The sequence below is a fragment of the Streptomyces sp. NPDC014656 genome (genome assembly GCF_043084305.1).
GTDB lineage: Bacteria > Actinomycetota > Actinomycetes > Streptomycetales > Streptomycetaceae > Streptomyces.
The window spans coordinates 81,186-106,031 of record NZ_JBIBZN010000001.1; the positions used below are offsets into that span (position 1 = coordinate 81,186).

The following is a 24,846-nucleotide window of genomic DNA, read 5'->3' on the forward strand; positions in this document are numbered from 1 at the left end:
TGGACCCCATGAACCGTTCCTCCCGCCCGGACCACAGCCCCCGCCCCGCCGCCTCCAAGGACGACTTCGCGCAGCCGGTCAGCCACACCCCGGCCCTGCCCGCCGTCGCCTCCTTCGACGAGCTCGGGCTGCCCCCCGAGGTACGGGAACTGCTCACCGCCCAGGGCGTCGTCACGCCCTTCCCGATCCAGGCCGCCACCCTGCCGAACGCCCTCGCCGGGCGGGACGTGCTCGGGCGCGGCCGGACCGGGTCCGGCAAGACGCTCGCCTTCGGGCTGCCGCTGCTGGCCCGGCTCGCCGGCAGCCGGGCCGAGGCGCGCAGGCCCCGCGCGCTGGTCCTGGTCCCCACCCGCGAGCTGGCCCAGCAGGTCACCGACGCGCTCGCCCCGTACGCCGCCGCGCTGAGGCTGCGGCTCGCCGCCGTCGTCGGCGGCATGTCGATCGGACGGCAGGCCACCGCCCTGCGCGACGGGGCCGAGGTCGTCATCGCCACCCCCGGCCGCCTCATGGACCTCGTCGAGCGCAAGGACGCCCGCCTCGACCGGGTGGAGATCACCGTCCTCGACGAGGCCGACCAGATGGCCGACATGGGCTTCATGGACCAGGTCACCGCCCTGCTCGACCTGGTCCGCGACGGGGGCCAGCGGATGCTGTTCTCCGCCACCCTCGACAAGAACGTCGACCTCCTGGTCGAGCGCTACCTGCACGACCCGGTCGTCCACTCGGTCGACCCCTCGGCCGCCGCCCACGCCACCATGGAGCACCACGTCCTCCAGGTGCACGGCGCCGACAAGTTCGCCACCGCCACCGAGATCGCCGCCCGCGAAGGCCGCGTGATCATGTTCCTGTCGACCAAGGCGGCCGTCGACCGCTTCACCGCCCACCTGCGCGGCAGCGGCGTCCGCGCCGCCGCCCTGCACGGCGACAAGTCCCAGCCCCTGCGGACCCGCACCCTGGAGCGGTTCCGCAGCGGCGAGGTGCCCGTCCTCGTCGCCACCAACGTCGCCGCCCGCGGCATCCACGTCGACGACATCGACCTCGTCGTGAACGTCGACCCGCCCGCCGACCACAAGGACTACCTGCACCGCGGCGGCCGCACCGCCCGCGCCGGCGGCTCCGGCACCGTGGTCACCCTGGTCCTGCCCGACCAGCGCAAGGACGTGCTCCGCCTCATGGCGGACGCCGGACTCCGGCCCGCGGTCACCCAGGTCCGCTCCGGCGAGGCCGAGCTCAGCCGCATCACCGGCGCCAAGGCCCCCTCCGGCGTCCCCGTCGACGGCAGCGCCCCCAGCACCGAGCGCGCCAAGCGCGGCGGCGCGCAGTTCCGCGGCATGGGCACCGTCCCCGGCAAGCCCGGCCGCGCCAAGAACGAGTCCCGCCGGTCCGCCGAGGAGCGGAAGCTGGCCGAGGCCCGCAGGGCCGCCCGCGTCCGCCGCGGCCACTGATCTCCCGAAGCCCGGCCCGCCCCGCCCTCCCGGCCCTTCGGATCCCGCGAATCCCGCCCCGGCGCCCCACGGGAACCGAAGAGATGAGAGGGTCGGGCGAGTGAGTGAGACACCGACGAACACCCTGCAATACCGAGTCGACGGCCCCGAGGACGCGCCGGTCCTGGTCCTGGGCCCCTCGTTGGGCACCACCTTCCACATGTGGGACCGCCAGATCCCGGAGCTGGTCCGGGAGCGGCGCGTCGTCCGCTTCGACCTGCCCGGCCACGGCGGTGCGCCCGCGCAGCCCTTCACCTCCGTCGCGGAGCTCGGGGACCGCGTCCTCGCCACCCTCGACGCCCTCGGCATCCAGCGCTTCGGCTACGCCGGCTGCTCCCTCGGCGGCGCCGTCGGCCTGGACCTCGCCCTGCGCGCCCCGCACCGGGTCGCGTCCCTGGCCCTGGTCGCCACCGCGCCGAGGTTCGGCACCGCCGACGAGTTCCGCCAGCGCGGCGTCGTGGTGCGGGCCAACGGCCTGGAGCCGATGGCCCGCACCGCGCCCGAGCAGTGGTTCACCCCGCACTTCGCCGCCAACCAGCCCGCCATCGTCGACTGGGCCGTCCAGATGGTGCGGACCACCGACGCCCCCTGCTACGTCGCCGCCTGCGAGGCCCTCGCCCTCTTCGACGTACGGGCCGCCCTCGGCTCCATCGGGGTGCCCGCGCTCGTCCTGGTCGGCTCGGAGGACCGGGTCACCGGCCCCGCCGAGGCCCGCACCCTCGTCGCCGGCATCGCCGACGCCAAGCTGGCCGTCGTCCCGGGCGCCTCCCACCTCGCCCCCGTCGAGCAGCCGGCCGCCGTGACCGACCTGCTCCTGGAGCACTTCTCGGCGACCTCCCACGAGACGAGCGGCACCCTCGCCGTGCCGCCGCCGGTCCCCGCCCCGGCCGCCTCCGAGCCCGTCGCCGCCCCGGCCGCCCCCGAGGACGGCGAGGAGGCCCCGGCCGCCCGCCCCGACCCGTACGAGAAGGGGCTCGGGCTCCGCCGCGAGATCCTCGGCGACGCCCACGTCGACCGCGCGCTCGCCGACGGGGACGCCGCCGACTTCCAGGAGCTCGTCACCCGCTACGCCTGGGGCGAGGTCTGGGCCCGGGAGGGCCTCGACCGGCGCACCCGCAGCGTCGTCACCCTCACGGCCCTCGTCGCCGGCGGCCACCGCGAGGCGCTCGCCGACCACACCCGCGCCGCCCTCCGCAACGGCCTCTCGCCCGCCGAGATCCGCGAGATCGTGCTCCACACCGCGGTCTACTGCGGCCTGCCGGCCGCCGAGACCGCCCTCGCCGTGGTCGGCCGCGTCATCACGGAGGAGACCACGCCACCCGCGTAGCCCGGTCCGCGTCCGCCCGAGCCGGGCCCGCACGCCCGGCGTAGGGTGAGGCCGTGAAGCTGACGAAGAAGTCCCATGCCTGCGTCCGGCTGGAGAAGGAGGGGCGGACGCTCGTCCTCGATCCCGGGATGTTCACGGAGGAGGACGCCGGGCTCGGCGCCGACGCGCTCCTCGTCACCCACGAGCACCCGGACCACTTCGACGAGGGGCGGCTGCGCGCCGCCCTGGAGGCGAATCCGGCCGCCGAGATCTGGACCCTGCGCAGCGTCGCCGACCAGCTCGCCGCCGCTTTCCCCGGCCGGGTGCACACCGTCGGGCACGGCGACGCCTTCACCGCCGCCGGCTTCGACATCGAGGTCCACGGCGAGCTGCACGCCGTGATCCACCCGGACATGCCGCGCGTCACCAACGTCGGCTTCCTCGTCGACGGCGCCGTCTTCCACCCCGGGGACGCCCTCACCGTCCCCGGCCGCCCGGTGGACACCCTGCTGCTGCCGGTGATGGCGCCGTGGAACAAGATCTCCGAGGTGATCGACTACGTCCGCGAGGTCAAGCCCCGCCGGGCGTACGACATCCACGACGCCCTCCTGACCGACCTGGCCCGGCCGATCTACGACCGGCAGATCGGCGCGCTCGGCGGCACCGACCACCAGCGGCTCGCGCCCGGCGGATCCGCCCGGCTGTGAGCGGCGTCCGGGCCGCTGTCGGTGCCCGCCGTTAGGCTGGGCGCCATGCGCATCGCCACCTGGAACGTCAATTCGATCACCGCTCGGCTGCCCCGGCTGCTGGCCTGGCTGGAGAGCAGCGGCACCGACGTGCTGTGCATCCAGGAGACCAAGTGCGGCGCCGAGCAGTTCCCCGCCGACGAGCTGCGCGCGCTGGGCTACGAGTCGGCGGTCAACGCCACCGGCAGGTGGAACGGCGTGGCCCTCCTCTCCCGCGTCGGCCTCGACGACGTCGTGTCCGGTCTGCCCGGCGGCCCCGAGTACGACGGGGTGCAGGAGCCCCGCGCGGTCTCCGCGACCTGCGGCCCGGTCCGCGTCTGGTCGGTCTACGTGCCGAACGGCCGGGAGATCACCCACGAGCACTACGCCTACAAGCTGCGCTGGCTGGAGGCGCTGAAGGCCGCCGTCGGCGAGGACGCGGCCGGCGAGCGCCCCTTCGCCGTCCTCGGCGACTACAACATCGCCCCGGCCGACGCCGACGTCTGGGACGTCTCCCTCTTCGAGGGCGCCACCCACGTCACCGCGCCCGAGCGCGAGGCCCTCGCCGGCCTGCGCGAGACCGGCCTCACCGACGTCGTGCCGCGCCCGCTCAAGTACGACCACCCGTACACGTACTGGGACTACCGCCAGCTCGCCTTCCCCAAGAACAAGGGCATGCGCATCGACCTGGTGTACGGCAACGAGTCCTTCGCGAAGGCCGTGAAGGACAGCTACGTCGACCGCGAGGAGCGGAAGGGCAAGGGCGCCTCCGACCACGCCCCGGTCGTCGTCGACCTCGACCTCTGACCCCGGGGCGGCCCGCCCCGGCGCCCGGACGATCTCCGCGCGCCGGGTGGTGGACCGGCGGGTGACGGTGCGACGCTGTTCCGATGAGCATCCCGTTTCTCGACCACTGGCGCAAGCGGCGGGAGCCCGCCCCGTCCCCGCTGGCCACGGCCTTCGACCGTGACCCGGAGGGCCTGGCGGAGCTGCTCGCCGAGTGCGAGCTGCTCCGCGCCCGGGTCGAGTCGGCGGGCGTCGCCCTCGACGACACCCCGCGCTCGCTCCAGGAGCTGGACCAGCTCCCGCCGCGCTGGCGCGACGACCCCGAGGAACTGCCCTGGTTCGGCAACGACGCGGGGCTCTACCTCGGCACCGTCATCGTCCGCACCGTGCCGGGCGCCCACTGGCAGGTGTGGCCGAACGGCGGTCCGGTCGTCGTCCTGGAGTCCGGCCGCGAGATCCCGGTCGTCGAGTACGGCGTCGAGTGGGCGATGACCGGCACGCCCGAGCTCTCCCAGGCGTACGCGGAGGCCGCCGAGCGGTGACGTAAATACGGCTAATCCCGGCTTGCCCCTTTTAGGCGTGTCGGGCGTGAAGTCCCTTTTCCCGGCGGATAGTTTGCGCTGTCTCGACGCACACCGCATCGACACACGCATCCGCACACCGCATCGGCACACCGCTGAGGAATGGGGCAGGGCAGCGCATGACCGTCGATCCGCTGATCGAACTGCGTGGCGTGAACAAGCACTACGGCACGCTGCACGTCCTCCAGGGCATCGACCTCACCGTCGGCCGCGGCGAGGTCGTCGTCGTCATCGGCCCCTCGGGCTCCGGCAAGTCCACCCTCTGCCGGGCCGTGAACCGGCTGGAGACCGTCGAGTCGGGCGAGATCCGCATCGACGGCCGCCCCCTCCCCGAGGAGGGCAAGGAGCTGGCCCGGCTGCGCGCCGAGGTCGGCATGGTCTTCCAGTCCTTCAACCTCTTCGCCCACAAGACCGTCCTCGCCAACGTCTCCCTGGCGCAGGTCAAGGTCCGCCGGCGAGGGAAGGCGGAGGCCGACCGGCGCTCCCGCGAACTCCTCGACCGGGTCGGCCTCGCAGCCCACGCCGACAAGTACCCCGCCCAGCTCTCCGGCGGGCAGCAGCAGCGCGTCGCCATCGCCCGCGCCCTCGCCATGGACCCCAAGGCGCTCCTCTTCGACGAGCCCACCTCCGCCCTCGACCCCGAGATGATCAACGAGGTCCTGGAAGTCATGCAGCAGCTCGCCCACGAGGGCATGACCATGGTCGTCGTCACCCACGAGATGGGCTTCGCCCGCTCCGCCGCCAACCGGGTCGTCTTCATGGCCGACGGGCGGATCCTGGAGGACCGCGCCCCCGAGGAGTTCTTCACCGCCCCGCGCAGTGAGCGCGCCAAGGACTTCCTCTCCAAGATCCTCTCGCACTGACCGGGGTGGGAACCATGCAGCGCACGCACCGACGCCTGGGCGCCCTCGCCCTGCTGCTCGCCGTCACGGGCTCCCTGCTGGCCGGCTGCGGCCGCCCCGGCAGCCCGCCCGTCAAGGGTCCGCAGCCCGACCAACTCCCGGTCTACCGCGTCCGGTCGGACTTCCGGCTGCCGGAGTCCTCCACCTGGAACCGGGCCAGGAAACGCGGGCGTCTGGTGGTCGGCGCCAAGGAGGACCAGCCGTACCTCGGCGAGAGGGATCCCGCCACCGGCCGCTACTCCGGCTTCGACATCGAGATCGCCAAGATGATGGCCGCCTCCCTCGGCTTCGAACCGGGCGGCATCGAGTTCCGCACCATCGCCTCCGCCAACCGCGAGACCGCCCTGCAGAACGGGCAGATCGACTACTACGTCGGCACCTACACCATCAACGACAAGCGCAAGCAGCTCGTCGGCTTCGCCGGTCCCTACTACCAGGCCGGCCAGTCGCTCCTCGTCCGCACCGACGAGAACGACATCCACGGCCCGCGGGACCTCGACGGCAAGCGGGTCTGCTCGGCCGCCGGCTCCACCCCCTACCAGCGGATCCAGCAGGAGTACCCGAAGGCCGAACTCGTCGCCTACGACACCTACTCCATCTGCGTCGACAACCTCCTCACCTACCAGGTCGACGCCGTCACCACCGACGACACCATCCTCATGGGCTACGCCGCCAAGGTCCCCGACGAACTCAAGCTCGCCGGGAAGCCGTTCTCGAAGGAGCCGTACGGGATCGGCGTGCCGCGCGGCGACACCGCGCTGCGCCTCGCCCTCGACGACGCCATCGCCGCGCACGAGAAGAACGGCGACTGGAAGAAGGCATACGACGCGACCCTCGGCCTCTCCGGCGTCCCCGCCCCGACGCCGCCGCCCATCGACCGCTATCCGTCCGACTGAGGACCCCCACCGCTGACATGGACGTACTGACAGAGAACTTCTCGCTCTACGGCGAGGGCTTCCTCGGCACCCTCGAACTCACCGTCTACGCCTCGGCGCTCGCCCTCGTCCTGGGCTTCGTCATGGCCGCCTTCCGGGTCGCGCCCGTCGGATCCTTCCGGGTCTTCGGCACGGTCTGGGTCACCATCCTGCGCAACACCCCGCTCACCCTGCTCTTCTTCGCGGTGATGCTCGGACTGCCCCGCTTCGGACTCGTGCTGCCCTTCGAGCTGTTCGCCGTCCTCGCGCTCGGCTGCTACACCTCCGCCTTCATCTGCGAGGCGCTGCGCTCCGGCATCAACACCGTGCCGGTGGGGCAGGGCGAGGCCGCCCGCAGCCTCGGCATGAGCTTCACCCAGACCCTCGGCACGGTCATCCTGCCGCAGGCCTTCCGCTCGGTGATCCCGCCGATCGGCTCCACCCTGATCGCCCTCGCCAAGAACTCCGCCATCGCCGGCGCGTTCAGCGTCACCGAACTCCTGGGCACCTACAAGACCTTGAGCGAACTCGGCTACAACATCATCTGGACCTTCGTCTGGATCGCCGTCGGCTACCTGATCATCACCCTCTCCATCAGCGCCGTCTTCAACGTGATGGAGAAGCGCTGGGGGGTGGCCCGATGAGCCGCACGCCGCACGCCAGCGCCCTCTACGACCTCCCCGGCCCGCGGGCCCGCCGCCGGCACCTCCTCTACGGCCTGGCCTCCACCGCAGTGCTCCTCGGCATCGCGGCCTGGGTCCTCTACCTCCTCTTCGACACCGACCAGTTCACGGCGGTGAAGTGGCGGCCCTTCCTCTACGACGGCATCCAGGAGCTGCTGCTCGAAGGACTCGGCAACACCCTCAAGGCGTTCGGGCTCGCCGCAGTCCTCTCGCTGGCGCTCGGCGCGCTGCTCGCCACCGGGCGGCTCTCCGACCACCGGCCGGTGCGCTGGACCGCGACCCTGCTCGTGGAGTTCTTCCGCGCCATGCCCGTACTGGTGATGATCTTCTTCATCTTCGTGGCGCTCAAGGTGCAGCCGCTGCCCGCGCTGGTCGCCGGACTCACCCTCTACAACGGCTCGGTCCTCGCCGAGGTCTTCCGCACCGGCGTCCACGCCGTCCCGCGCGGGCAGGGCGAGGCGGCGTACGCGCTCGGCATGCGCAAGACCCAGGTCATGACCTGGGTCCTGGTCCCGCAGGCGGTCCGGGCGATGCTGCCGGCCATCATCAGCCAGCTGGTGGTCGCCCTGAAGGACACCTCGCTCGGCTACCTCATCACCTACGAGGAATTCCTCCACGCGGGCAAGCTGATCGCCTCCAACCTCGACTACGACCTGCCCTTCATCCCGGTCGTCCTCGTCATCTCGCCGATCTACATCGGCATGTGCATGCTGCTCTCCTGGTTCGCGACCTGGGTCGCGCGCCGGGAGCGCCGCGACCCCCGCACGAAGGGGGTGGACGTCGCTCCCGCCGCACCGGTGACCACGCTGCCGGGCCGCGAGTGACCCCGAACGGGCTCCCGCGCGGGGCCTGAACCGGCCCGGCAGCAGCCGTGATCACTCCTCCCGCAGCGGCACCGACAGGTACGAGGGGTCGGAAGCGGGGGAGGAGAAGGTCAGCTGCGCGCCGGCCGGGTTGTGCTCGATGTACAGCGGGTCGACGGTGTCGACGACCAGCGCGAGCCGGTGGCCGGCCGGGACGTCGTAGGCCGTGGAGAACAGCTCCAGGTCCACGGCGAACGGCCGTCCCGGCGCCTTGTCGTGGAAGGTGTACGGGGCGTTGCTCACCAGCTTCCCGACGCCGAGCGGGCCCACGTCGTACAGGTACGCCACGAAGGTGCCGCTCGACGCGGTCGGGGTGACCGTGGTGTGCAGCACCGGCGTGCCGCGCACCGCCGCGCCGGAGCCGTACCGCCCGGACTGCCAGACGGCGGCGAAGGAGCGGGGGAGCAGCGGGACGGAGACGGTCGGCGGGGTCTGCGCCAGCTGGTCGAGCAGGTTGCTGAGCAGCACGATGCCGCCGTCCGCGCCGGAGTTCACGTTGGCCCAGACGTGCTCGGAGTCGTTCAGCGCGATCCGCTCGCGGTGCGCGTTGACCGACTTCCAGTCGGCGTAGCCCTCGTAGCCGCCGTCGGACCGGGGCTTGAGCTGGACCGGCCGCTCGCGGTCGATGCCGTTGTCGGCGCCCTTGAGGTGGCGGTCGAACCAGCGGTGGGCGCTGGTCCAGGTGTCGTTGGGCAGTCCGAGGATGCCGGTGGCCTCGGCGGTCGCGTGGTCGCCAGGGCGGAACTCTAGCCGCTTGGGGCCCTTCAGCTTCTCGTAGAAGCTCGCGTACTGGTTGGGCGGGAAGATGGTGTCGCCCCAGGCGTTGCCGAGCATGACCGCGGTGCCGTTGGCGTTGATCCGGTCCAGGTGGGTGGCGGCGGACCGCTGCCGCCCCCAGGCGATCATCTCGTCCTCCTGGTCGAGGTTCGAGGAGAGGAAGTCGCCGAGGACCTTCTCCAGCTCGGGCCCCGGGCGGCCGGTGAGGTACCCGGCCCCGCCGAGCAGGGCGGCGGCCTGGAGGTGCTGGGTGCGGCCGCTGTAGATGGAGTCGATGAGGTCGGCCCAGCCGCTCAGCGCGGCGACGGCCTTGACCCGGGGGTCGTGCGCGGCGGCCAGCAGGGAGATGCCGGCGCCGTAACTCACCCCGGCCATGCCGACCTTGGCGGGATCGGCCGGGGTGTTCGCGAGCGCCCAGTCGATCACCTTCGAGGCGTCGGCGACGTCCTTGGGGCCGGCGGTCTCGATCTCCCCGCCGGACTCCCAGAAGCCGCGCGAGTTGTAACTCACCACGACGTAGCCGGACTCGGCGAGCTTCCGCGCCTGCGCCAGGTACTCGATCTGCGGCATGGCCCAGCTGGTGGGCAGCACGATCACCGGGTGGCGGGCGGAGCCGTCGGTCCCGGCGGGCGTGACGACGTTGGCCTTGAGGACGGTGCCGCCGTCGCCGGCGATGTCCACGAACCGGATGGACGGGCCGCTCTCCGCCGCCTGGGCGACGGGGGCCACGGACAGGGCCGTCCCGGCCACCAGGGCGGCGGAGACGGCGAGGGCCAGGGATGAGCGCACGGGCCACTCCTCGATGGGGGGTCACTGATGGGGGGCAGTGAAGTGGCCCGACGGTAACCGGGACGTGCTACCCGTGGTAACCGGTCGGTAAGTTACGTGCGAGTAACGATTGGGGGAGTGCCGGGGCGTGCCAGGGAGTGCCGGGGCGCGCCAGGGCGCGCTGGTGCGTGCCGGGGAGTGCCGGGGCGATCCGGTACGGCCCCGGGGCCGGGGCCCGGCCCCCCACCGGGCCCCGCCGCCCGCGCGTACCGCCTCCGCGTGCCCCGCACGCGCCGCCGCCGCCCCGTCGGCACCGCGCCCCCGCCCTCTCGCGGGGCGGCATGACCCCCCGGCCTACTCCCGCTCCAGCGCCGCCGACTCCTCGCCCAGCGCCAGGCCCTCGGCCCGCCGCCCCCGTGCGAACGGCTCGCGCTGGTGCCCGGCGAGCGCCCGGCGCAGCGTCTCGGTCCGCCTCGGGTGGTCCCTCCGCATCAGCCGGGCCACCTCGACCGCTTCCCTGGCCGGCTCCTCGCGCCGCTCCGGCGTCACCCCCGTCTGGTGGAACGCGGACACCAGCCACTCCGTCAGCTTCGGCGCGTACGCGTCCGGGCCCACCCACGCCGGCACCCGGTACGCCTCCACCCGCTCGGGGACCGACAGCCGCCACGAGGCCAGCAGCAACACCCGTGCCCTCAGAACCTCGTCCTGGTTCACGACCCGCACCTTCCCCGCTTCGCCCCTGTGTGTCATGGCGGAGATTCCGGACGTCGGCCGACAGCCCGGACAAGGCGCGCGAACTGCGCGTTCCTTCCTAAGACAAACGGCTCTGACCTGTCATGATGGACACGTCTTCACCCCTCCTCCAGGCTGGAGCCGTGACGCAGCCGACGGACCTCCCCGATGTCTTCGACCCCCGGATCCACGCCGCCGGGCCGCCGCACGACGCGTTCCGGGAGCTGCGGGACCGGGCGCCGGTCGCGTGGCAGGAGGAGCGGGCGGTGCTCGGCTGGCCGGCCGGGCCGGGGTTCTGGGCGGTGACCCGGCACGCCGACGTGGTCCGGGTCCTCAAGGACGCGGGGACGTACTCCTCCTGGCTCGGCGCCACCCAGATCCGTGACCCCGACCCCGCCGACCTGCCCTTCATCCGGCGCATGATGCTCAACCAGGACCCGCCGGAGCACGGCAGGCTGCGGCGGCTCGCCAGTCGGGCCTTCACGCCGGGGCGGATCGCGCGGTTCGAGGAGACCGCCCGCGCGCGGGCCCGCGCGCTGCTGGCGGCGGCGGTGGAGGAGGGCGGCGAGGTCGACCTCGTCCGGGCCGTCACCGACGACTACGCGCTGCTGAACCTCACCGACCTGCTCGGCGTGCCCGCGAGCGACCGGGGACTGCTGCACGCCTGGACCGAACGGGTCATCGCCTACCAGGACCCGGACGAGCCGGCCGTCCTCGGCACCGACGGGAAACCCGTCAACCCGCGCTCGCCGGCCATGCTCGCCGAGATGTTCGCCTACGCGCAGGAGCTGGCCGCCCACAAGCGCGAGCATCCGGCCGACGACCTGATGACCGCCCTGGCCACCACCGAACTCGCCGACGCCGAGCTGGAGATGTTCTTCTTTCTGCTCACCGTCGCCGGGAACGACACCGTGCGCGCGGCGGCCCCGGGCGGCGTCCTCGCCCTGTGCGGGCACCCCGGCGAGCAGCGCCGGCTCTGGCGGGGCGAGGTCGGCACCGACACCGCCGTGGACGAACTCCTGCGCGTCCACCCGCCGGTGCTCTCCTTCCGCCGCACCGCCGCCCGCGCCACCGAACTGGCCGGGGTCCGGATCGCGGAGGGCGACAAGGTCGTCGTCCTCCACGTCTCCGCCAACCACGACGAGCGCGTCTTCCCCGACCCGCACCGGCTCGACCTCGCCCGCCGCCCGAACCCCCACGTCTCCTTCGGCGACGGGCCCCACGTCTGCCTCGGCGCCCACTTCGCCCGGCTCCAACTGCGCGTTTTCTACGAGGAGCTGCGGGATGCCTGCAGGGGAGTCGAGGCCGCCGGGACGCCCCGGCGGCTCGTCTCCAACTTCATCAACGGGATCAAGTCGCTGCCGGTACTGCTGCGGGAGCCCTGAGGGCGGCCCGCGTCACGTCCGCCACCAGCTCGACCACGTCCGGGCCGTACGCCTGGGAGTTGACCACCTTCAGGAGCAGGACGAACGTGCCGTTCCGGTGGGTGCGGGCGAGCCGCTCGTGGTGCCGGGCCAGATAGCGGGTCGCCGCCTGGTTGGTGATCGCCCGCTGGCCGCAGAAGAGGAAGACCGGGCGCCCGCCCTCGCCGGCGGTGATCCGCGCCAGCACCACGTACTCGACGGCGCCCGGATCCATCCGGTACCGCTCGCCGCCCACCTCGATCGCCCCCCGCTCCTCGACCGGGTCCTTGTCGGTCACCATGGTCAGCCCGGGCAGCAGCGAGCCCAGGTGGGCGGCCATGCGCCGGTTCGACCCCGGGCCGCCGACGCAGAACTCCGTGCGGTCGCCGAAGCCCAGATGCGTCCGGTCGTGCTGGACGATCTGCGCCTGCGCCCCGCAGTCCTTCACGAGCGCGGCCAGTTCGAGCAGCGCGAAGACGTCGAAGCGGTGCACCGCCCCGTCCCCGCCCGCCTCCCGGTTCACCACCAGCAGGCACTCCGCGTGGCCGGGCAGGCCGAAGAACGCCTGCTTGCGGCGGAGCCGCCGGCGCCACACGTACGTCCGGGTGAGCCAGCCCAGGGACGCGCTGAGGCCGGTCGCCAGCACGCCGAGCACGATGTTGCGCAGGTCCTCGTCCATAGGGGCGCATGCTAGCGGCGGCCGGGTGACCGTTCGAGAGGGGCGGGAGGGCCTCCTGCCGCGAGGACGGCCCGGAAGTTACGCCGCGTGGACGGTCATTGACGGGAGGTCAGGATGCGTCGTTCCGCAGTCCGGTACGGGGTGGTCGCGGCGGCGGCCGCGACGGTGCTCTCGGTGGGGGCGGCCGTACCGCCCCGTACCGCCCCACAGGTCCAGCCGGCCCCACAGGTCCAGCCGGCCGCGCAGGACCGGGCGGTCCCACAGGCCCGGCCCGCCCCGCCCGGCAAGGTGCCCGTGGCCGTCGGCCACGGCGGCGCCGTCGCCAGTGTCGACGTCGACGCCAGCGCCGCCGGGATCGAGGTGCTGCGCCGGGGCGGCAACGCGGTCGACGCGGCCGTCGCCGTCGCCGCCGCCCTCGGCGTCACCGAGCCGTACTCGGCCGGCATCGGCGGAGGCGGCTACCTCGTCCACTACGACGCCCGGAGCCGTACGGTCCACACCGTCGACGGCCGCGAGACCGCCCCCGCCTCGGCCGACGCCGCCCTCCTCACCGAGAACGGCGCCCCCCTCCCCTTCGAGGAGGCGATGACCAGCGGGCGCTCCGTCGGCACCCCCGGCACCCCCGCCACCTGGGCCACCGCCCTGGACGCCTGGGGCAGCAAGCCGCTCCGCGAACTCCTCGCCCCCGCCGAGCGGCTGGCCCGCGAGGGCTTCACCGCCGACGCCACCTACCGCGCCCAGACCGCCGCCAACGAGGCCCGCTTCCGCGACTTCCCGGCCTCCGCGGCCCTCTTCCTGCCCGGCGGCCGGCTCCCCGAGGTCGGCTCGGTCGTCAGGAACCCGGACCTGGCCCGGACCTACGCCATCCTCGGGAAGGAGGGCGTGGACGCCCTCTACCGGGGCCCGCTCGCCCGCGACATCGTGCGCACCGTCCGCACCCCTCCGGTCCGCGAGGGCGCCGGCCGCGTCGTCCGCTCCGGCGACCTGACGGAGCGGGACCTCGCCGCGTACCGGACCGTCCGGCGCGCACCCACCGAGGTCACGTACCGGGGGCTCGGCGTGTACGGCATGGCCCCGTCGTCCTCCGGCGGCACGACCGTCGGCGAGGCCCTCAACATCCTGGAGACCGCGGACCTCTCCGCCCTCACGGAGACGGACTACCTCCACCGCTTCATCGAGGCGAGCCGGATCGCCTTCGCCGACCGGGGCCGCTGGGTCGGCGACCCGGCCTTCGAGACCGTGCCCGTCCGGGGCCTGCTCTCCCAGCGGTACGCCGACTCCCGGGCCTGCCTGATCCGCGACGACACCGCCCTGACCAGCCCGCTCGCGCCCGGCGACCCGCGCCGCCCGGTGCCGTGCGCGGCCGGCGGGACCGCCGCCCCGACCACGTACGAGGGCGAGAACACCACCCACCTCACCGTCGCGGACCGGTGGGGGAACGTCGTCGCCTACACGCTCACCATCGAGTCCACCGGAGGCAGCGGCATCACCGTCCCCGGGCGCGGCTTCCTGCTCAACAACGAGCTGACCGACTTCTCCTTCGTCCCGGCGAACCCGGCCGTCCACGACCCCAACCTGCCCGGCCCCGGCAAGCGCCCCCGCTCCTCGATCTCCCCGACGATCGTCCTCGACCGCCACGACCGGCCGGTCCTCGCCCTCGGCTCACCGGGCGGCGCCACCATCGTCACCACCGTCCTCCAGACCCTCGCGGGCGTCCTCGACCGGGGCCTGCCGCTCGTCGACGCCATCGCCGCCCCGCGCGCCAGCCAGCGCAACCAGACCACGACCGAGCTGGAGCCGGCCCTCTGGAACGGCCCGGTCAGGCCCGCGCTGGAAGCCCGGGGACACGCCTTCCGACAGAACCCGGAGATCGGCGCCGCCACCGGCGTCCAGCGCCTGCCCGACGGGCGGTGGCTGGCCGCCGCCGAGACCGTCCGCCGGGGCGGCGGCTCGGCGATGGTGGTCCGCCCGGGCCGGTGAGGCCCCCTCAGGCGCCGGTGTCCCGGGCCGACTCCAGCGCGCGGGCCGCGGCGAGGCAGTCGGGCGGTGCCTGCGGGTCGTCGCGGACCGCCCGCAGCAGGGCCGGCACGGGCATCGTCCGGAGCGCGTGGCGCCAGCCGGGGTGCCCGTGGGAGGCGGCGTACCGGGCGGTGAGGAGCCCCGCCGGGGTCAGCTCCGCGCCGGAGCGCAGCAGCAGCGCGGCGAGTCCCCGCCGGTCCAGGCCGGCGCAGATCTCCCGCGCGGTGACGTGGTTGCGGCGGTGGTCGTCGTGGACCTCGTACAGCAGGGCGTACACGAGCCGTTCCTCGCGCGGGGTGACCGGCACGGGCAGCGCCGTCCGCCACCAGAACGACTCCACGGCGGCCGGCGACAGCGGCACGGGCATCCCGCAGGACAGCGGCCCCGGGGCCAGCCGGATCGCGCCCAGGGCGATCCAGCGCTCCGACAGCCCGCGCCGGAAGGCCAGTCTGCCGGCCGTCTCCGGCGCCAGCGCCCCGGCCGCCTCCGCCAGCTCGTCGACCGCGGGCCCGTCCGTCCACACCAGGGCCGGCACGTCGCCGTCGTGTCCGGCCGTCACCGTGCCGAACCGCCCGCTCAGGGCGTCCGCCAGGGCGGCCGCCGTCCCGGGTCCCGGGCGCGTGTCCTCCGTCATGCCGCGAGTCTAGGAGCCGCCTCCGACAGCGCCTTCCGACAGTGCCTTACGGAAGTGCCTTCCGGCGGCGGCCCCGGCGACCCCCGGCGGCCGCGCCCCCCCCCGCGGAGCGACCGTGCCCGGCCGGCCGGGCGGGCTACAGCGCCGTGAGGACGCGCGGTCCCGCGTCGGTGACGGCCACGGTGTGCTCGGCGTGGGCGGCCCGGGAGCCGTCGAGCGTGCGGATCGTCCAGCCGTCCCGCGCCGTGTAGTGCTCGTCGCCGCCGCCCGCGATGAGCATCGGCTCGATGGCCAGGACCATGCCGTGGCGCAGTCTCATCCCCCGCCCGGGACGCCCCTCGTTCGGCACGCCCGGGTCCTCGTGCATGGCGCGGCCGATGCCGTGGCCGCCGAAGCCGTCCGGGACGCCGTACCCCGCCTTCCGGCACACCGTGCCGATCGCGTGCGCGATGTCGCCGATCCTGTTGCCCACGACGGCCGCCCCGATGCCGGCCGCCAGGGCCTCCTCCGCGGCGCCGATCAGCCGGGTGTCCTCGGGACGGGCGCGGCCGACGGTGAAGCTCACCGCCGCGTCCCCGGCCCAGCCGCGCAGCAGGGCGCCGCAGTCCACCGAGACCAGGTCGCCGTCGGCGAGCCGGGCGCCGTCCGGGATGCCGTGCACGATCGCGTCGTTGACGGACACGCAGACGACGGCGGGGAAGGGGGTCGGCGCCCAGGCCGGGCGGTAGCCCAGGAAGGGCGAGCCCGCGCCGGCCCCGTCCAGCACCTCCCGGGCCGCCCGGTCCAGCGCGGCGACGGGCACCCCGGGCGCCGCCGCCGCCCGCGCCGCCGCCAGGGCGCGGGCCACCACGCGGCCCGCCTCGCGCATCTCGTCCATGTTCTCGTCGGTCTTGATCTCCACCATGCCCATTACTATACCGGTATGAAAATGGGGTGCGGGCCGCTACAGTGAGGGCATGGTGCGCACCCCCCTGACCCCGGAAGAGCGCGAGCGCGGCGAGCGGCTCGGGCGGCTGCTGCGCGACGCCCGCGGCGAGCGCTCGATGGTCGAGATCGCCGCGGCGGCCGGCCTGTCGGCCGAGACCCTCCGCAAGATCGAGACCGGCCGCGCCCCCACCCCGGCCTTCTTCACCGTCGCGGCCCTCGCCGGCGTCCTCGACCTGTCGATGGACGAGCTGCTCACCCGCTGCGCGCCGCTGCCCGCCTGACCGGCCGCGTCCCCGCCTTCCCCGCCGAGTGGCCTCCGCCCCGCCGGGGGAGGACGCTGGAGATGAGTACGTCCGGGTGGACCGAGGGCGTACCGCCGCAGGGAGCCTCCGCCCGGCCGGGATCGGGGCTGTGCCATGCGCATGCTGATGAAGGTCGAGATGAACACCGAGGTCTCCAACGACCTCATCCGTCAGGGCGCCGTCCAGGGGCTCATGCAGGAGGCACTCGGGCGCATCCGGCCCGAGGCCGCCTACTTCACCGTCGAGAACGGCTGCCGCACCGGCTACTTCTTCTTCGACCTCGCCGAGACCTCCGACCTGCCCGCCATCGCGGAGCCCTTCTTCATGAGGCTCGGCGCCAAGATCCACTACTCGCCGGTGATGAACCAGGAGGAGCTGGCCAAGGGCCTGGGCCGGCTCTCGACCTGAGACCGAGCCCGGCCGCCGAAGCCGCTCCGGCCGCCGAAGCCGCCCCGGCCACCGAGGCTTCCCCAGCCGACCCAGCCGACCCAGCCGACCCAGCCGACCCAGCCGACCCAGCCGACCCAGCCGACCCAGCCACGGAGCCGACCCGGTCGTCGAGGTCCCCCAGCCGCCCCGGCCACGGAGCCGCCTTGGCCACGGAGCCGCCCCGGCCGCCCCAGCCACGGAGCCGCCCCGACCGCCCCCGGCCGGTCCCCCGGGCTCAGGCCGGGGCCGAGACCGCGAGCTGGACCCGGCTGTGCCGGGGCGCCTCGATCTCGTCGAGCAGGGCGAGCGCCAGATCGGCGTGCGCGATCCGGCCGGGGCCGTCCATGACCGTGCCGACCGCCGTCCGGTACCCGCCGGCGGGCTCCGCCTCCGCGTTCAGGTCCAGCGGCGGCACCACCATCAGCCAGTCGAGGTCGGGCCCGGCCCCGGCGGTCAGCAGCTCGAACTCCACGACGTGGCCCTGGGCGAAGGCCCGCCACGCCCCGGGGAAGTCCGGCGCGTCCATCAGCCGCACCCCGGCCGCGTCCTCCAGGGTGGTGGCGATCCCCAGGGTCAGCAGCCGCCCCACCCGCGCCTCGGCGAGCCCGGACAGCAGCGCCTTCGCCGTCGCCGCGAAGTACTCCTCCGACGGCACGTCGAGGCGGACGGAGGCGTGCACGGCCGCGTCGTGCCCGGCGGCGAGCGCGGCCACCGACTCCGGGTCGGTCACGTCGCCGCGCGCCACCGTCACGCCCGGCCGCCCCAGGTCCGGGTGGCGCGCCGGATCGCGCACCACGGCCGTCACCCGGTGGCCCCGGGCCGCCGCCTCCGCGACGGCCGCGCGGCCGACCCGCCCGCCGGCCCCGAACACGATGATCTTCTTGCTGGTGTCGTTTCCCATGGCCGGGACGGTAGGACGGGGGACCCCGGTTACTTCAACGGTACCGGCGCCGCTACCGTCGGCCCCATGAGCCAACCGCCCCCGATCCCCGTCCTGTTCGACGACCCCGACTGCGCCGGCGGCGCCGTCCAGCCCTTCCGCGTCGGCGACAAGTGGACCGGCGTGGTGCTGCGCTGCCTGGAGGACGGCGCCGCCCGCCGCTTCGGCGAACTCCGCGCCGCCCTCCCGTGGGTCACCCCCAAGGTCCTCACCGAGACCCTCCGCTCCATGGAGCGGAGCGGCTTCCTCACCCGGACCGCGTACGAGGAGAACCCGCCGCGCGTCGAGTACGCCCTCACCGCGCTCGGCCGCTCGCTCCTCGGCCCGCTCGACACCGCCTGCGCCTGGGCCCGCGCCCACGGCACCGCGATCGGCGACGCCCGGGCGGCGTACACGGAGGACCGTCCGGTGGCGTGACCCCGTGGAGTGACCCGGCGACGCGCCCCGGGGCGTGCCCGGTGGCGTAACAGCGGATGCGGCGGCCCGTCCGGGGCCCACCGTGGTGCCGTGCACCCTCAGTCGCGTACCCGCCCGCGCCGCCTCCGGGCGCTCGCCGCCGCCCTCGTGCCGCTGCTCCTCTCGACGGCGGCCTGCGGCGGCCTGCGATGGCGGGCCCTCCGGCGAGCCCGCGCAGGCCCCGCCGGCCGCCACCGCCCACATCGCCGAGACCGCCTGGCGCCAGGGCGTCGACCTCTACCGCGAGGGGGCGCCCAGGATCGCCGCGGCCCTGGAGTTCCGCGCCCGCTACCAGCTGGGCGCCACCGCCCCGCGCCGGCTGTGCGGCGGCAGGGTCGAGCGCACCACGGGCCCCGACGTCGAGGTCGCCCTCAACCACCTCGAAGGCCGCATGGGCATGCGGCTGCCGCAGACCGCGAAGCTCGCCGCGAGCCGGCGGCCCGGCGGCACCGACGACCTCTTCGTCGCCCGGGAGACCCTGACGCACGCCCGCAACCCCACCCCGGCATAGGCTCGGCGGTCATGACGACCGACGGACGAATCCCCGAGGAGCTGCGGCGCGGCCGCTACCTCAGCCTCACCACCTTCCGGAAGAACGGGACCGGCGTCGCCACCCCCGTGTGGTACGCCACCGAGGGCGAGCGGGTGTACGCGTGGACCCGCACCGACTCCTGGAAGGTCAAGCGGCTCCGCAACGACCCCCGGGTCGAGCTGAGCGTCTGCGACGTGCGCGGCAACGTCCCCGAGGGCGCCGTCCGCGTCCCCGGCACCGCCCGGCTCGTCACCGGGGAGGAGCTGCGGCACGTGCGCAAGCTGCTCTCCCGCAAGTACACCTACCAGTTCTGGCTGGTGGACTGGCCGGCCATGGTCGCCCGGCTCGGCAAGCGCCCCCACACCGGCATCGTCGTCACCCTGTGACCGGCCGGTACGGGACCGATGTGGTCCCCGGGGCACGGAAAGGAAAACGGTCCGTAGCCGTCCCGTAACACGAATGCGGTGCAATGCCCTGCGGCGGACCGGAAGGTCCCCTTCTATCGCGGGGCAGGTGCGAGCGCATGACGGTCACTCACATTCCGCCGGAGATGGCGGAGTTCACCCACTGGCTGGGTGGACTCGCCGCCCGCGCCGAGCGGGCCGGCGGCTGGTGGGCCGTCTTCGCCGAGCGGGACCCCGACGGCCTGGGCGCCTGCCTGGAGGGCACCGAGCTGCTGCCCTGGGACGTGGTCGCCTCCCTCCTCCAGGACGTGGGGGAGGACCCGGGGCACGCGCGGGGGCTGTACGCGGCCGCCGCCGGCGTCCACGACCTGAGGCCCGGCGGCGCCGAGGCGCTGGCCGCGCGGCGCGCGCTGATGGAGGACGAGCGCCGGCACGCCGGGGCCCGGATCCAGGAGCTGGACCTGCTCCTCCTCACCCACCCCGACCCGGACTCCGGGGAGGCCGCCCGGCTGGCGCACGACCTCGCCTGGACCCGCGACGACCTCGCCCGCGCCACCGCCCGGATCGCCGACCTCACCGACCGTCTCGACCGGCTGCGCGCCGCCCCGGCGCCGGGGACCGGGCCGGACGGGGGCCCGCCGCCCGCGCCGGAGCGGCGGCGCCCCCGCGGCGCCCGTTACGCCTGGGTGGAGGACGACGCCGGGGCCGGCGGGCCCGCGCCCTCCGCCGTCCCCGAGCCGCCCGCCGGCGGTGCGGAGCCGCGCGGCGCCCGCTTCCGGCTCCGGACCGCCCCCCGTACCGACCCCACCGCGCCGGCGGCACCCGGTGCCGCCTCCGGCCCGGCGCACGCCGCTCCCGGTTCCGCGTCCGCCGCTTCCGGTTCCGCGCCCGCCGCTCCGGGTGCCGCGTCCGCCGTCCCGGACGAGGCCGAGGAGGCCGCGCGCGCCGCCGTCAACGCGGTCTACGCCCTCCGGCGGCTGCGCGCCCAGGGCCGTACCGGCGAGGCGCACGTGCTGCTCTGCGAGGCGCTCGTCGGGCCGCCCGCCCGGCTGCCCGCCCTCGCGGGGGAGCTCCACCGCGCCGGCTTCGGCGCCGACTGGGGGACCCTGCTCTGGGAGGCCGCCTCGCTGCCGCCCGCCCGGCTCGCCGCCGTCGCCGGGGCGCTCGCCGACGCCGGCCGCGCCGACGACTGCGAACAGCTGCTGCGCCAGGGGCTGGCCCGCCCCGTGGAGGAACTGGCCGGAGCCGTCGCCGCCCTGGTCGCCGAGGGGCACGACCGCGAGGCCCGCGCGCTGCTCACCGCCTTCCTCCGGGTCCGCACCCCCGAGGAGGCGGCCCGGCTCGCCGCCGTGCACCCCGCGCTGCTCGTGCCCCGGCTCGGGGCGGCGGCCCGCGCCCTCTCGGCCGCCGACGACCGGGCCCTGCGGCACGCGCTGCGGGTCGGGGGAGTCCTCGGGGACTGAGCGCCGGACCGGAACGGGCCGGGAAGCGGAAACGTACGAGCGGGGAGCAGTCGGCACGTGTCGGTACGTGTCCGGTGTGGACCACTCCGGTATGAAACATGATCGACTGCTCTGCTTCCGGGCGGCGGTCTTGCTCCGGGGTGTGACGGGGCTTACGTTCTCCTCCTACGCATCGTGTCTACGGGCGTAGAGGCTCTTTGCTGCCGCGCCGAAGGAGCTGCTCATGACCGTCGTACGCGCCGCCCTCGTCCAGGCGACCTGGACCGGCGACACCGAATCCATGATCGCCAAGCACGAGGAGCACGCCCGCGAGGCGGCCCGTCAGGGCGCCCGGGTGATCGGGTTCCAGGAGGTGTTCAACGCCCCCTACTTCTGCCAGGTCCAGGAACCCGAGCACTACCGCTGGGCCGAGCCCGTGCCGGACGGCCCCACCGTCACCCGGATGCGGGAGCTCGCCCGCGAGACCGGCATGGTCGTCGTCGTCCCCGTCTTCGAGGTCGAGTCGGAGGGCTTCTACTACAACACCGCCGCCGTCATCGACGCCGACGGCAGCTACCTCGGCAAGTACCGCAAGCACCACATCCCCCAGGTCAAGGGGTTCTGGGAGAAGTACTACTTCCGCCCGGGGAACGCCGGCTGGCCCGTCTTCGACACCGCCGTCGGCAAGGTCGGCGTCTACATCTGCTACGACCGCCACTTCCCCGAGGGCTGGCGGCAACTCGGCCTCAACGGCGCGCAGTTGGTCTACAACCCCTCGGCCACCCACCGCGGCCTCTCCTCCTACCTGTGGCAGCTGGAGCAGCCGGCCGCCGCCGTCGCCAACGAGTACTTCGTCGCCGCCATCAACCGCGTCGGCGTCGAGGAGTACGGCGACAACGACTTCTACGGCACCAGCTACTTCGTCGACCCGCGCGGCCGGTTCGTCGGCGACGTCGCCTCCGACAAGACCGAGGAACTCGTCGTCCGCGACCTGGACTTCGGCCTCATCGAGGAGGTCCGGCAGCAGTGGGCCTTCTACCGCGACCGCCGCCCCGACGCGTACGACGGGCTGGTCCGGCCGTGAACAGCCTGCACGCCCGGCACCGCACCGTCCTCCCCGACTGGCTGGCGCTCTACTACGACGAGCCGATCGAGATCACCCACGGCGAGGGCCGGCACGTCTGGGACGCCGAGGGCCGCCGCTACCTCGACTTCTTCGGCGGCATCCTCACCACCATGACCGCCCACGCCCTCCCCGAGGTCACCAAGGCGGTCGCCGAACAGGCCGGCCGGATCGTCCACTCCTCCACCCTCTACCTCAACCGGCCGATGGTGGAGCTCGCCGAACGGATCGCCACCCTCTCCGGCATCCCCGACGCCCGCGTCTTCTTCACCACCTCCGGCACCGAGGCCAACGACACGGCCCTGCTCCTCGCCACCGCGTACCGCCGCTCGAACCAGATCCTGGCGATGCGCAACAGCTACCACGGCCGCTCCTTCTCCACCGTCGGCGTCACCGGCAACCGCGCCTGGTCGCCCACCGGCCTCTCCCCGCTCCAGACCCTGTACGTGCACGGCGCCGTCCGCACCCGGGGCCCCTTCGCCGGCCTCACCGACGAGCGGTTCACCGAGGCGGCCGTCGCCGACCTGGAGGACCTGCTCGGCCACACCCACCGCACCGCCGCCCTCATCGCCGAACCCGTCCAGGGCGTCGGCGGCTTCACCTCCCCGCCCGACGGCCTGTACGCCGCCTTCCGCCGCGTCCTCGACCGGCACGGCGTCCTCTGGATCTCCGACGAGGTGCAGACCGGCTGGGGCCGCACCGGCGACCACTTCTGGGGCTGGCAGGCGCACGACCGCGCCGGGCCGCCCGACATGCTCACCTTCGCCAAGGGCATCGGCAACGGCATGTCGATCGGCGGCGTGGTCGCCCGAGCCGAGATCATGAACTGCCTCGACGCCAACTCCATCTCCACCTTCGGCGGTTCGCCCGTCACCATGGCCGCGGGCCTCGCCAACCTCGGCTACCTCCTCGACCACGACCTCCAGGGCAACGCCCGCCGCGTCGGCGGCCTCCTCGTCGAACGGCTCCGCGCCGCCGCGGCCGGAGTCGAAGCCGTCCGCGAGGTCCGCGGCCGCGGCCTCATGATCGGCATCGAACTCGCCGACCCCGCCACCGGCCGCGCCGCCCCCGAGGCGGCCTCCGCCGTCCTGGAGGCGGCCCGCGCGGGCGGCCTCCTCATCGGAAAGGGAGGCGGCCACGACACCAGCGCCCTGCGCGTCGCGCCCCCGCTCTCCCTCACCGTCGCCGAGGCCGAGGAAGGCGCCGAGATCCTCGAACAGGCCCTCAGATCCCTCTAGCCGGCAGGGGAGAAGCTCCGTGAGCACCCGAACCCTCGACCGGGGCGGCCGCGTCGGCTCCGCCCCCGGCGAACTCCACGCCGACGTCCTCGTCGAGGACGGCCGCGAGGCCCCGGACGCCCGGTACGCCGAGACCGACGGCGACCGCGCGATCGCCCACGCCTCCCGCAGGATCATGTCGGACGTCACCCCGGCCGCCCTCAAGGAGACGGCCCTCCTCGTCCAGGAGGGCACCACCTCGTCCAAGGCTTTCATCCGATCGCGTGACCAGGGGTTTTCTCACGGAGCGGCCCGTGTGCGGTGCGAGGTGGCGGAGTGAGGGGGCCGGCGGACCGGGGCGTGGCCCCGGCCCGTGCCGGTGATGGCGTGGTCGGCGGGAACGAAGGGACGGCTGGGGAATGACTCGGACTCTGATCACCGGTGGTCTTGTGATCACGGCCGCGGACGAGGTGCACGCGGACGTGCTGATCGAACACGGCCGGGTGGTGGCGCTGGCGGCGCCGGGGACGCAGGAGTGGACGGCGGACCGGGTGATCGACGCGTCGCAGAAGTACGTGATCCCGGGCGGGGTCGACGCGCACACGCACATGGAGCTGCCTTTCGGCGGCACGTTCGCGTCGGACACGTTCGAGACGGGGACGCGGGCGGCGGCGTGGGGCGGGACGACGACGATCGTCGATTTCGCGGTGCAGGCGAAGGGCGAGCCGCTCCGGGCCGGCCTGGACGCCTGGATGGAGAAGGCGGACGGGAACTGCGCGGTCGACTACGCGTTCCACATGATCATGTCGGACGTGAACGAGTCGACGCTGCGGGAGATGCCGAAGCTGGTCGAGATCGGCGTTTCCTCGTTCAAACTGTTCATGGCGTATCCGGGCGTCTTCTATTCGGACGACGGCCAGATCCTGCGGGCCATGCAGGTGGCCGGGGACACCGGCGGGCTGATCATGATGCACGCGGAGAACGGCATCGCGATCGACGTCCTCGTCGAGCAGGCCCTGGCCCGGGGCGAGACGGACCCCCGGTACCACGGGGAGGTCCGCAAGGCGCTCCTGGAGGCGGAGGCCACCCACCGCGCCATCCAGCTCGCCCGGGTGGCCGGCTCCCCGCTGTACGTCGTCCACGTCTCCGCGCAGGAGGCGGTGGCGGAGCTGGCGGCGGCGCGCGACATGGGCCTGCCGGTCTTCGGCGAGACCTGCCCGCAGTACCTGTTCCTGTCGACGGACAACCTGGCGGAGCCGGACTTCGAGGGCGCCAAGTACGTGTGCAGCACCCCCCTGAGGCCGAAGGAGCACCAGGCGGCGCTCTGGCGGGGGCTGCGGACGAACGACCTCCAGGTGGTGTCGACGGACCACTGCCCGTTCTGCTTCGTCGGCCAGAAGGAGCTGGGCCGGGGAGACTTCTCGAAGATCCCCAACGGCCTGCCGGGCGTGGAGAACCGCATGGACCTCCTCCACCAGGCCGTCGTCGACGGACACATCTCCCGGCGGCGCTGGATCGAGATCGCCTGCGCCACCCCGGCCCGCATGTTCGGCATCTACCCGCAGAAGGGCACCCTCGCGCCCGGCGCCGACGCCGACGTCGTCGTCTACGACCCGCACGCGACCCAGGTGCTGTCGGCCGAGACCCACCACATGAACGTCGACTACTCGGCGTACGAGGGCAAGACGATCACGGGACGGGTCGAGACGGTCCTGTCCCGGGGCGAGGTCGTCGTCGACCGGCGGAAGTACGTCGGTCACGCGGGACACGGGGTGTTCGTGCCGCGCGGTCTCTGTCAGTACCTGGGCTGAACGGCCC

The 24,846-nt window shown here is 74.1% G+C and carries 26 protein-coding genes and 1 pseudogene; 21 read left to right on the forward strand and 6 right to left on the reverse strand.

The genetic code is table 11. The annotated features are described in order from the left end of the window. The first annotated feature begins 8 nt into the window (after positions 1-8). The 9 genes from ACF1ED_RS00390 (at position 9) to ACF1ED_RS00430 (ending at position 8,205) form a co-directional block, all read left to right on the forward strand. Entirely contained in the window at positions 9-1,445 is a 1,437-nt protein-coding gene (locus tag ACF1ED_RS00390) for a DEAD/DEAH box helicase (protein ID WP_391756139.1), read from the forward strand. 100 nt (positions 1,446-1,545) lie between these two features. Continuing rightward, a complete protein-coding gene (locus ACF1ED_RS00395; RefSeq protein WP_391756140.1) occupies positions 1,546-2,811 on the forward strand; it encodes an alpha/beta fold hydrolase in 1,266 nt (421 codons plus the stop codon). Positions 2,812-2,864: 53 nt separating this feature from the next. After that, positions 2,865-3,497 (forward strand): MBL fold metallo-hydrolase, encoded by a 633-nt coding sequence (locus ACF1ED_RS00400; protein WP_391756141.1) that lies wholly within the window; start codon positions 2,865-2,867, stop codon positions 3,495-3,497. A 45-nt stretch (positions 3,498-3,542) separates the two neighbouring features. Then, positions 3,543-4,322 (forward strand): exodeoxyribonuclease III, encoded by a 780-nt coding sequence (locus ACF1ED_RS00405; protein WP_391756142.1) that lies wholly within the window; start codon positions 3,543-3,545, stop codon positions 4,320-4,322. Positions 4,323-4,405: 83 nt separating this feature from the next. Continuing rightward, complete coding sequence (locus tag ACF1ED_RS00410; RefSeq protein WP_391756143.1) at positions 4,406-4,843, forward strand: DUF6278 family protein; 438 nt, start codon at positions 4,406-4,408, stop codon at positions 4,841-4,843. Positions 4,844-5,001: 158 nt separating this feature from the next. Then, the gene (locus ACF1ED_RS00415; RefSeq protein ID WP_391756144.1) at positions 5,002-5,745 is read left to right on the forward strand and encodes an amino acid ABC transporter ATP-binding protein; all 744 of its coding nucleotides are present in this window, start codon (positions 5,002-5,004) and stop codon (positions 5,743-5,745) included. Between the two features lie 14 nt (positions 5,746-5,759). Next, positions 5,760-6,680 carry a glutamate ABC transporter substrate-binding protein gene (locus ACF1ED_RS00420; RefSeq protein ID WP_391756145.1) on the forward strand — a complete coding sequence of 307 codons (921 nt, stop codon included), beginning with the start codon at positions 5,760-5,762 and terminating at the stop codon, positions 6,678-6,680. 17 nt (positions 6,681-6,697) lie between these two features. After that, complete coding sequence (locus ACF1ED_RS00425) at positions 6,698-7,342, forward strand: amino acid ABC transporter permease (protein ID WP_391756146.1); 645 nt, start codon at positions 6,698-6,700, stop codon at positions 7,340-7,342. Then, on the forward strand, positions 7,339-8,205 hold the full coding sequence (locus ACF1ED_RS00430) for an amino acid ABC transporter permease (protein WP_391756147.1): 867 nt from the start codon (positions 7,339-7,341) through the stop codon (positions 8,203-8,205). Before ACF1ED_RS00425 ends, ACF1ED_RS00430 begins: the two co-directional genes overlap by 4 nt. Before the next feature lie 51 nt (positions 8,206-8,256). Here ACF1ED_RS00430 and ACF1ED_RS00435 read toward each other — a convergent pair whose 3' ends face one another. Together ACF1ED_RS00435 and ACF1ED_RS00440 are read right to left on the reverse strand one after the other, a co-directional pair. Beyond that, positions 8,257-9,810 carry a CocE/NonD family hydrolase gene (locus ACF1ED_RS00435; protein WP_391756148.1) on the reverse strand — a complete coding sequence of 518 codons (1,554 nt, stop codon included), beginning with the start codon at positions 9,808-9,810 and terminating at the stop codon, positions 8,257-8,259. Positions 9,811-10,143: 333 nt separating this feature from the next. Beyond that, positions 10,144-10,503, reverse strand: coding sequence for a hypothetical protein (locus ACF1ED_RS00440; RefSeq protein WP_391756149.1), 360 nt, complete (start codon positions 10,501-10,503; stop codon positions 10,144-10,146). 125 nt (positions 10,504-10,628) lie between these two features. Here ACF1ED_RS00440 and ACF1ED_RS00445 point away from each other — a divergent pair, with 125 nt between their 5' ends. Continuing rightward, positions 10,629-11,906 (forward strand): cytochrome P450, encoded by a 1,278-nt coding sequence (locus ACF1ED_RS00445; protein ID WP_391756150.1) that lies wholly within the window; start codon positions 10,629-10,631, stop codon positions 11,904-11,906. Here ACF1ED_RS00445 and ACF1ED_RS00450 read toward each other — a convergent pair. After that, positions 11,872-12,603: a hypothetical protein gene (locus ACF1ED_RS00450; RefSeq protein ID WP_391756151.1), complete on the reverse strand. Its 732-nt coding sequence runs from the start codon at positions 12,601-12,603 to the stop codon at positions 11,872-11,874. The genes ACF1ED_RS00445 and ACF1ED_RS00450 overlap by 35 nt on opposite strands. A 114-nt stretch (positions 12,604-12,717) precedes the next feature. On the opposite strand from ACF1ED_RS00450, the gene ggt reads away from it, so the two are divergent. After that, positions 12,718-14,583 (forward strand): gamma-glutamyltransferase, encoded by a 1,866-nt coding sequence (gene ggt, locus ACF1ED_RS00455; protein ID WP_391756152.1) that lies wholly within the window; start codon positions 12,718-12,720, stop codon positions 14,581-14,583. 7 nt (positions 14,584-14,590) lie between these two features. On the opposite strand, the gene ACF1ED_RS00460 is transcribed toward ggt, so the two are convergent. Both ACF1ED_RS00460 and map read right to left on the reverse strand, forming a co-directional pair. Beyond that, positions 14,591-15,256, reverse strand: a complete 666-nt coding sequence (locus ACF1ED_RS00460; protein WP_391756153.1) for a hypothetical protein — start codon at positions 15,254-15,256, stop codon at positions 14,591-14,593. 136 nt (positions 15,257-15,392) lie between these two features. Further along, positions 15,393-16,160, reverse strand: coding sequence for a type I methionyl aminopeptidase (gene map, locus ACF1ED_RS00465; RefSeq protein WP_391756154.1), 768 nt, complete (start codon positions 16,158-16,160; stop codon positions 15,393-15,395). 52 nt (positions 16,161-16,212) lie between these two features. Here map and ACF1ED_RS00470 point away from each other — a divergent pair, with 52 nt between their 5' ends. Both ACF1ED_RS00470 and ACF1ED_RS00475 read left to right on the forward strand, forming a co-directional pair. Next, the gene (locus ACF1ED_RS00470) at positions 16,213-16,464 is read left to right on the forward strand and encodes a helix-turn-helix domain-containing protein (protein WP_391756155.1); all 252 of its coding nucleotides are present in this window, start codon (positions 16,213-16,215) and stop codon (positions 16,462-16,464) included. A gap of 135 nt (positions 16,465-16,599) precedes the next feature. Then, positions 16,600-16,893 (forward strand): hypothetical protein, encoded by a 294-nt coding sequence (locus ACF1ED_RS00475; RefSeq protein WP_391756156.1) that lies wholly within the window; start codon positions 16,600-16,602, stop codon positions 16,891-16,893. Positions 16,894-17,149: 256 nt separating this feature from the next. Here ACF1ED_RS00475 and ACF1ED_RS00480 read toward each other — a convergent pair whose 3' ends face one another. Next, positions 17,150-17,815, reverse strand: a complete 666-nt coding sequence (locus ACF1ED_RS00480) for an NAD(P)-dependent oxidoreductase (RefSeq protein ID WP_391756157.1) — start codon at positions 17,813-17,815, stop codon at positions 17,150-17,152. 66 nt (positions 17,816-17,881) lie between these two features. Between ACF1ED_RS00480 and ACF1ED_RS00485 the strand changes: the two genes are divergently transcribed. The 8 genes and pseudogenes from ACF1ED_RS00485 (at position 17,882) to hydA (ending at position 24,839) form a co-directional block, all read left to right on the forward strand. Further along, positions 17,882-18,271 (forward strand): winged helix-turn-helix transcriptional regulator, encoded by a 390-nt coding sequence (locus tag ACF1ED_RS00485; RefSeq protein WP_391756158.1) that lies wholly within the window; start codon positions 17,882-17,884, stop codon positions 18,269-18,271. A 226-nt stretch (positions 18,272-18,497) separates the two neighbouring features. Then, positions 18,498-18,821 (forward strand): annotated as a pseudogene (locus ACF1ED_RS00490) (hypothetical protein); the annotation flags it as partial. An 11-nt stretch (positions 18,822-18,832) separates the two neighbouring features. Next, positions 18,833-19,228, forward strand: coding sequence for a PPOX class F420-dependent oxidoreductase (locus tag ACF1ED_RS00495; RefSeq protein WP_391756159.1), 396 nt, complete (start codon positions 18,833-18,835; stop codon positions 19,226-19,228). Between the two features lie 137 nt (positions 19,229-19,365). Beyond that, a complete protein-coding gene (locus ACF1ED_RS00500; RefSeq protein WP_391756160.1) occupies positions 19,366-20,709 on the forward strand; it encodes a UL36 very large tegument protein in 1,344 nt (447 codons plus the stop codon). Between the two features lie 223 nt (positions 20,710-20,932). Beyond that, entirely contained in the window at positions 20,933-21,772 is an 840-nt protein-coding gene (locus ACF1ED_RS00505) for a nitrilase-related carbon-nitrogen hydrolase (protein ID WP_391756161.1), read from the forward strand. After that, positions 21,769-23,049: an aspartate aminotransferase family protein gene (locus ACF1ED_RS00510; protein ID WP_391756162.1), complete on the forward strand. Its 1,281-nt coding sequence runs from the start codon at positions 21,769-21,771 to the stop codon at positions 23,047-23,049. The genes ACF1ED_RS00505 and ACF1ED_RS00510 overlap by 4 nt, the downstream gene beginning before the upstream one ends. A gap of 19 nt (positions 23,050-23,068) precedes the next feature. Beyond that, positions 23,069-23,368, forward strand: coding sequence for a hypothetical protein (locus tag ACF1ED_RS00515; protein ID WP_391756163.1), 300 nt, complete (start codon positions 23,069-23,071; stop codon positions 23,366-23,368). 79 nt (positions 23,369-23,447) lie between these two features. Continuing rightward, positions 23,448-24,839, forward strand: coding sequence for a dihydropyrimidinase (hydA, locus tag ACF1ED_RS00520; protein ID WP_391756164.1), 1,392 nt, complete (start codon positions 23,448-23,450; stop codon positions 24,837-24,839). The last annotated feature ends 7 nt before the right edge of the window (positions 24,840-24,846 follow it).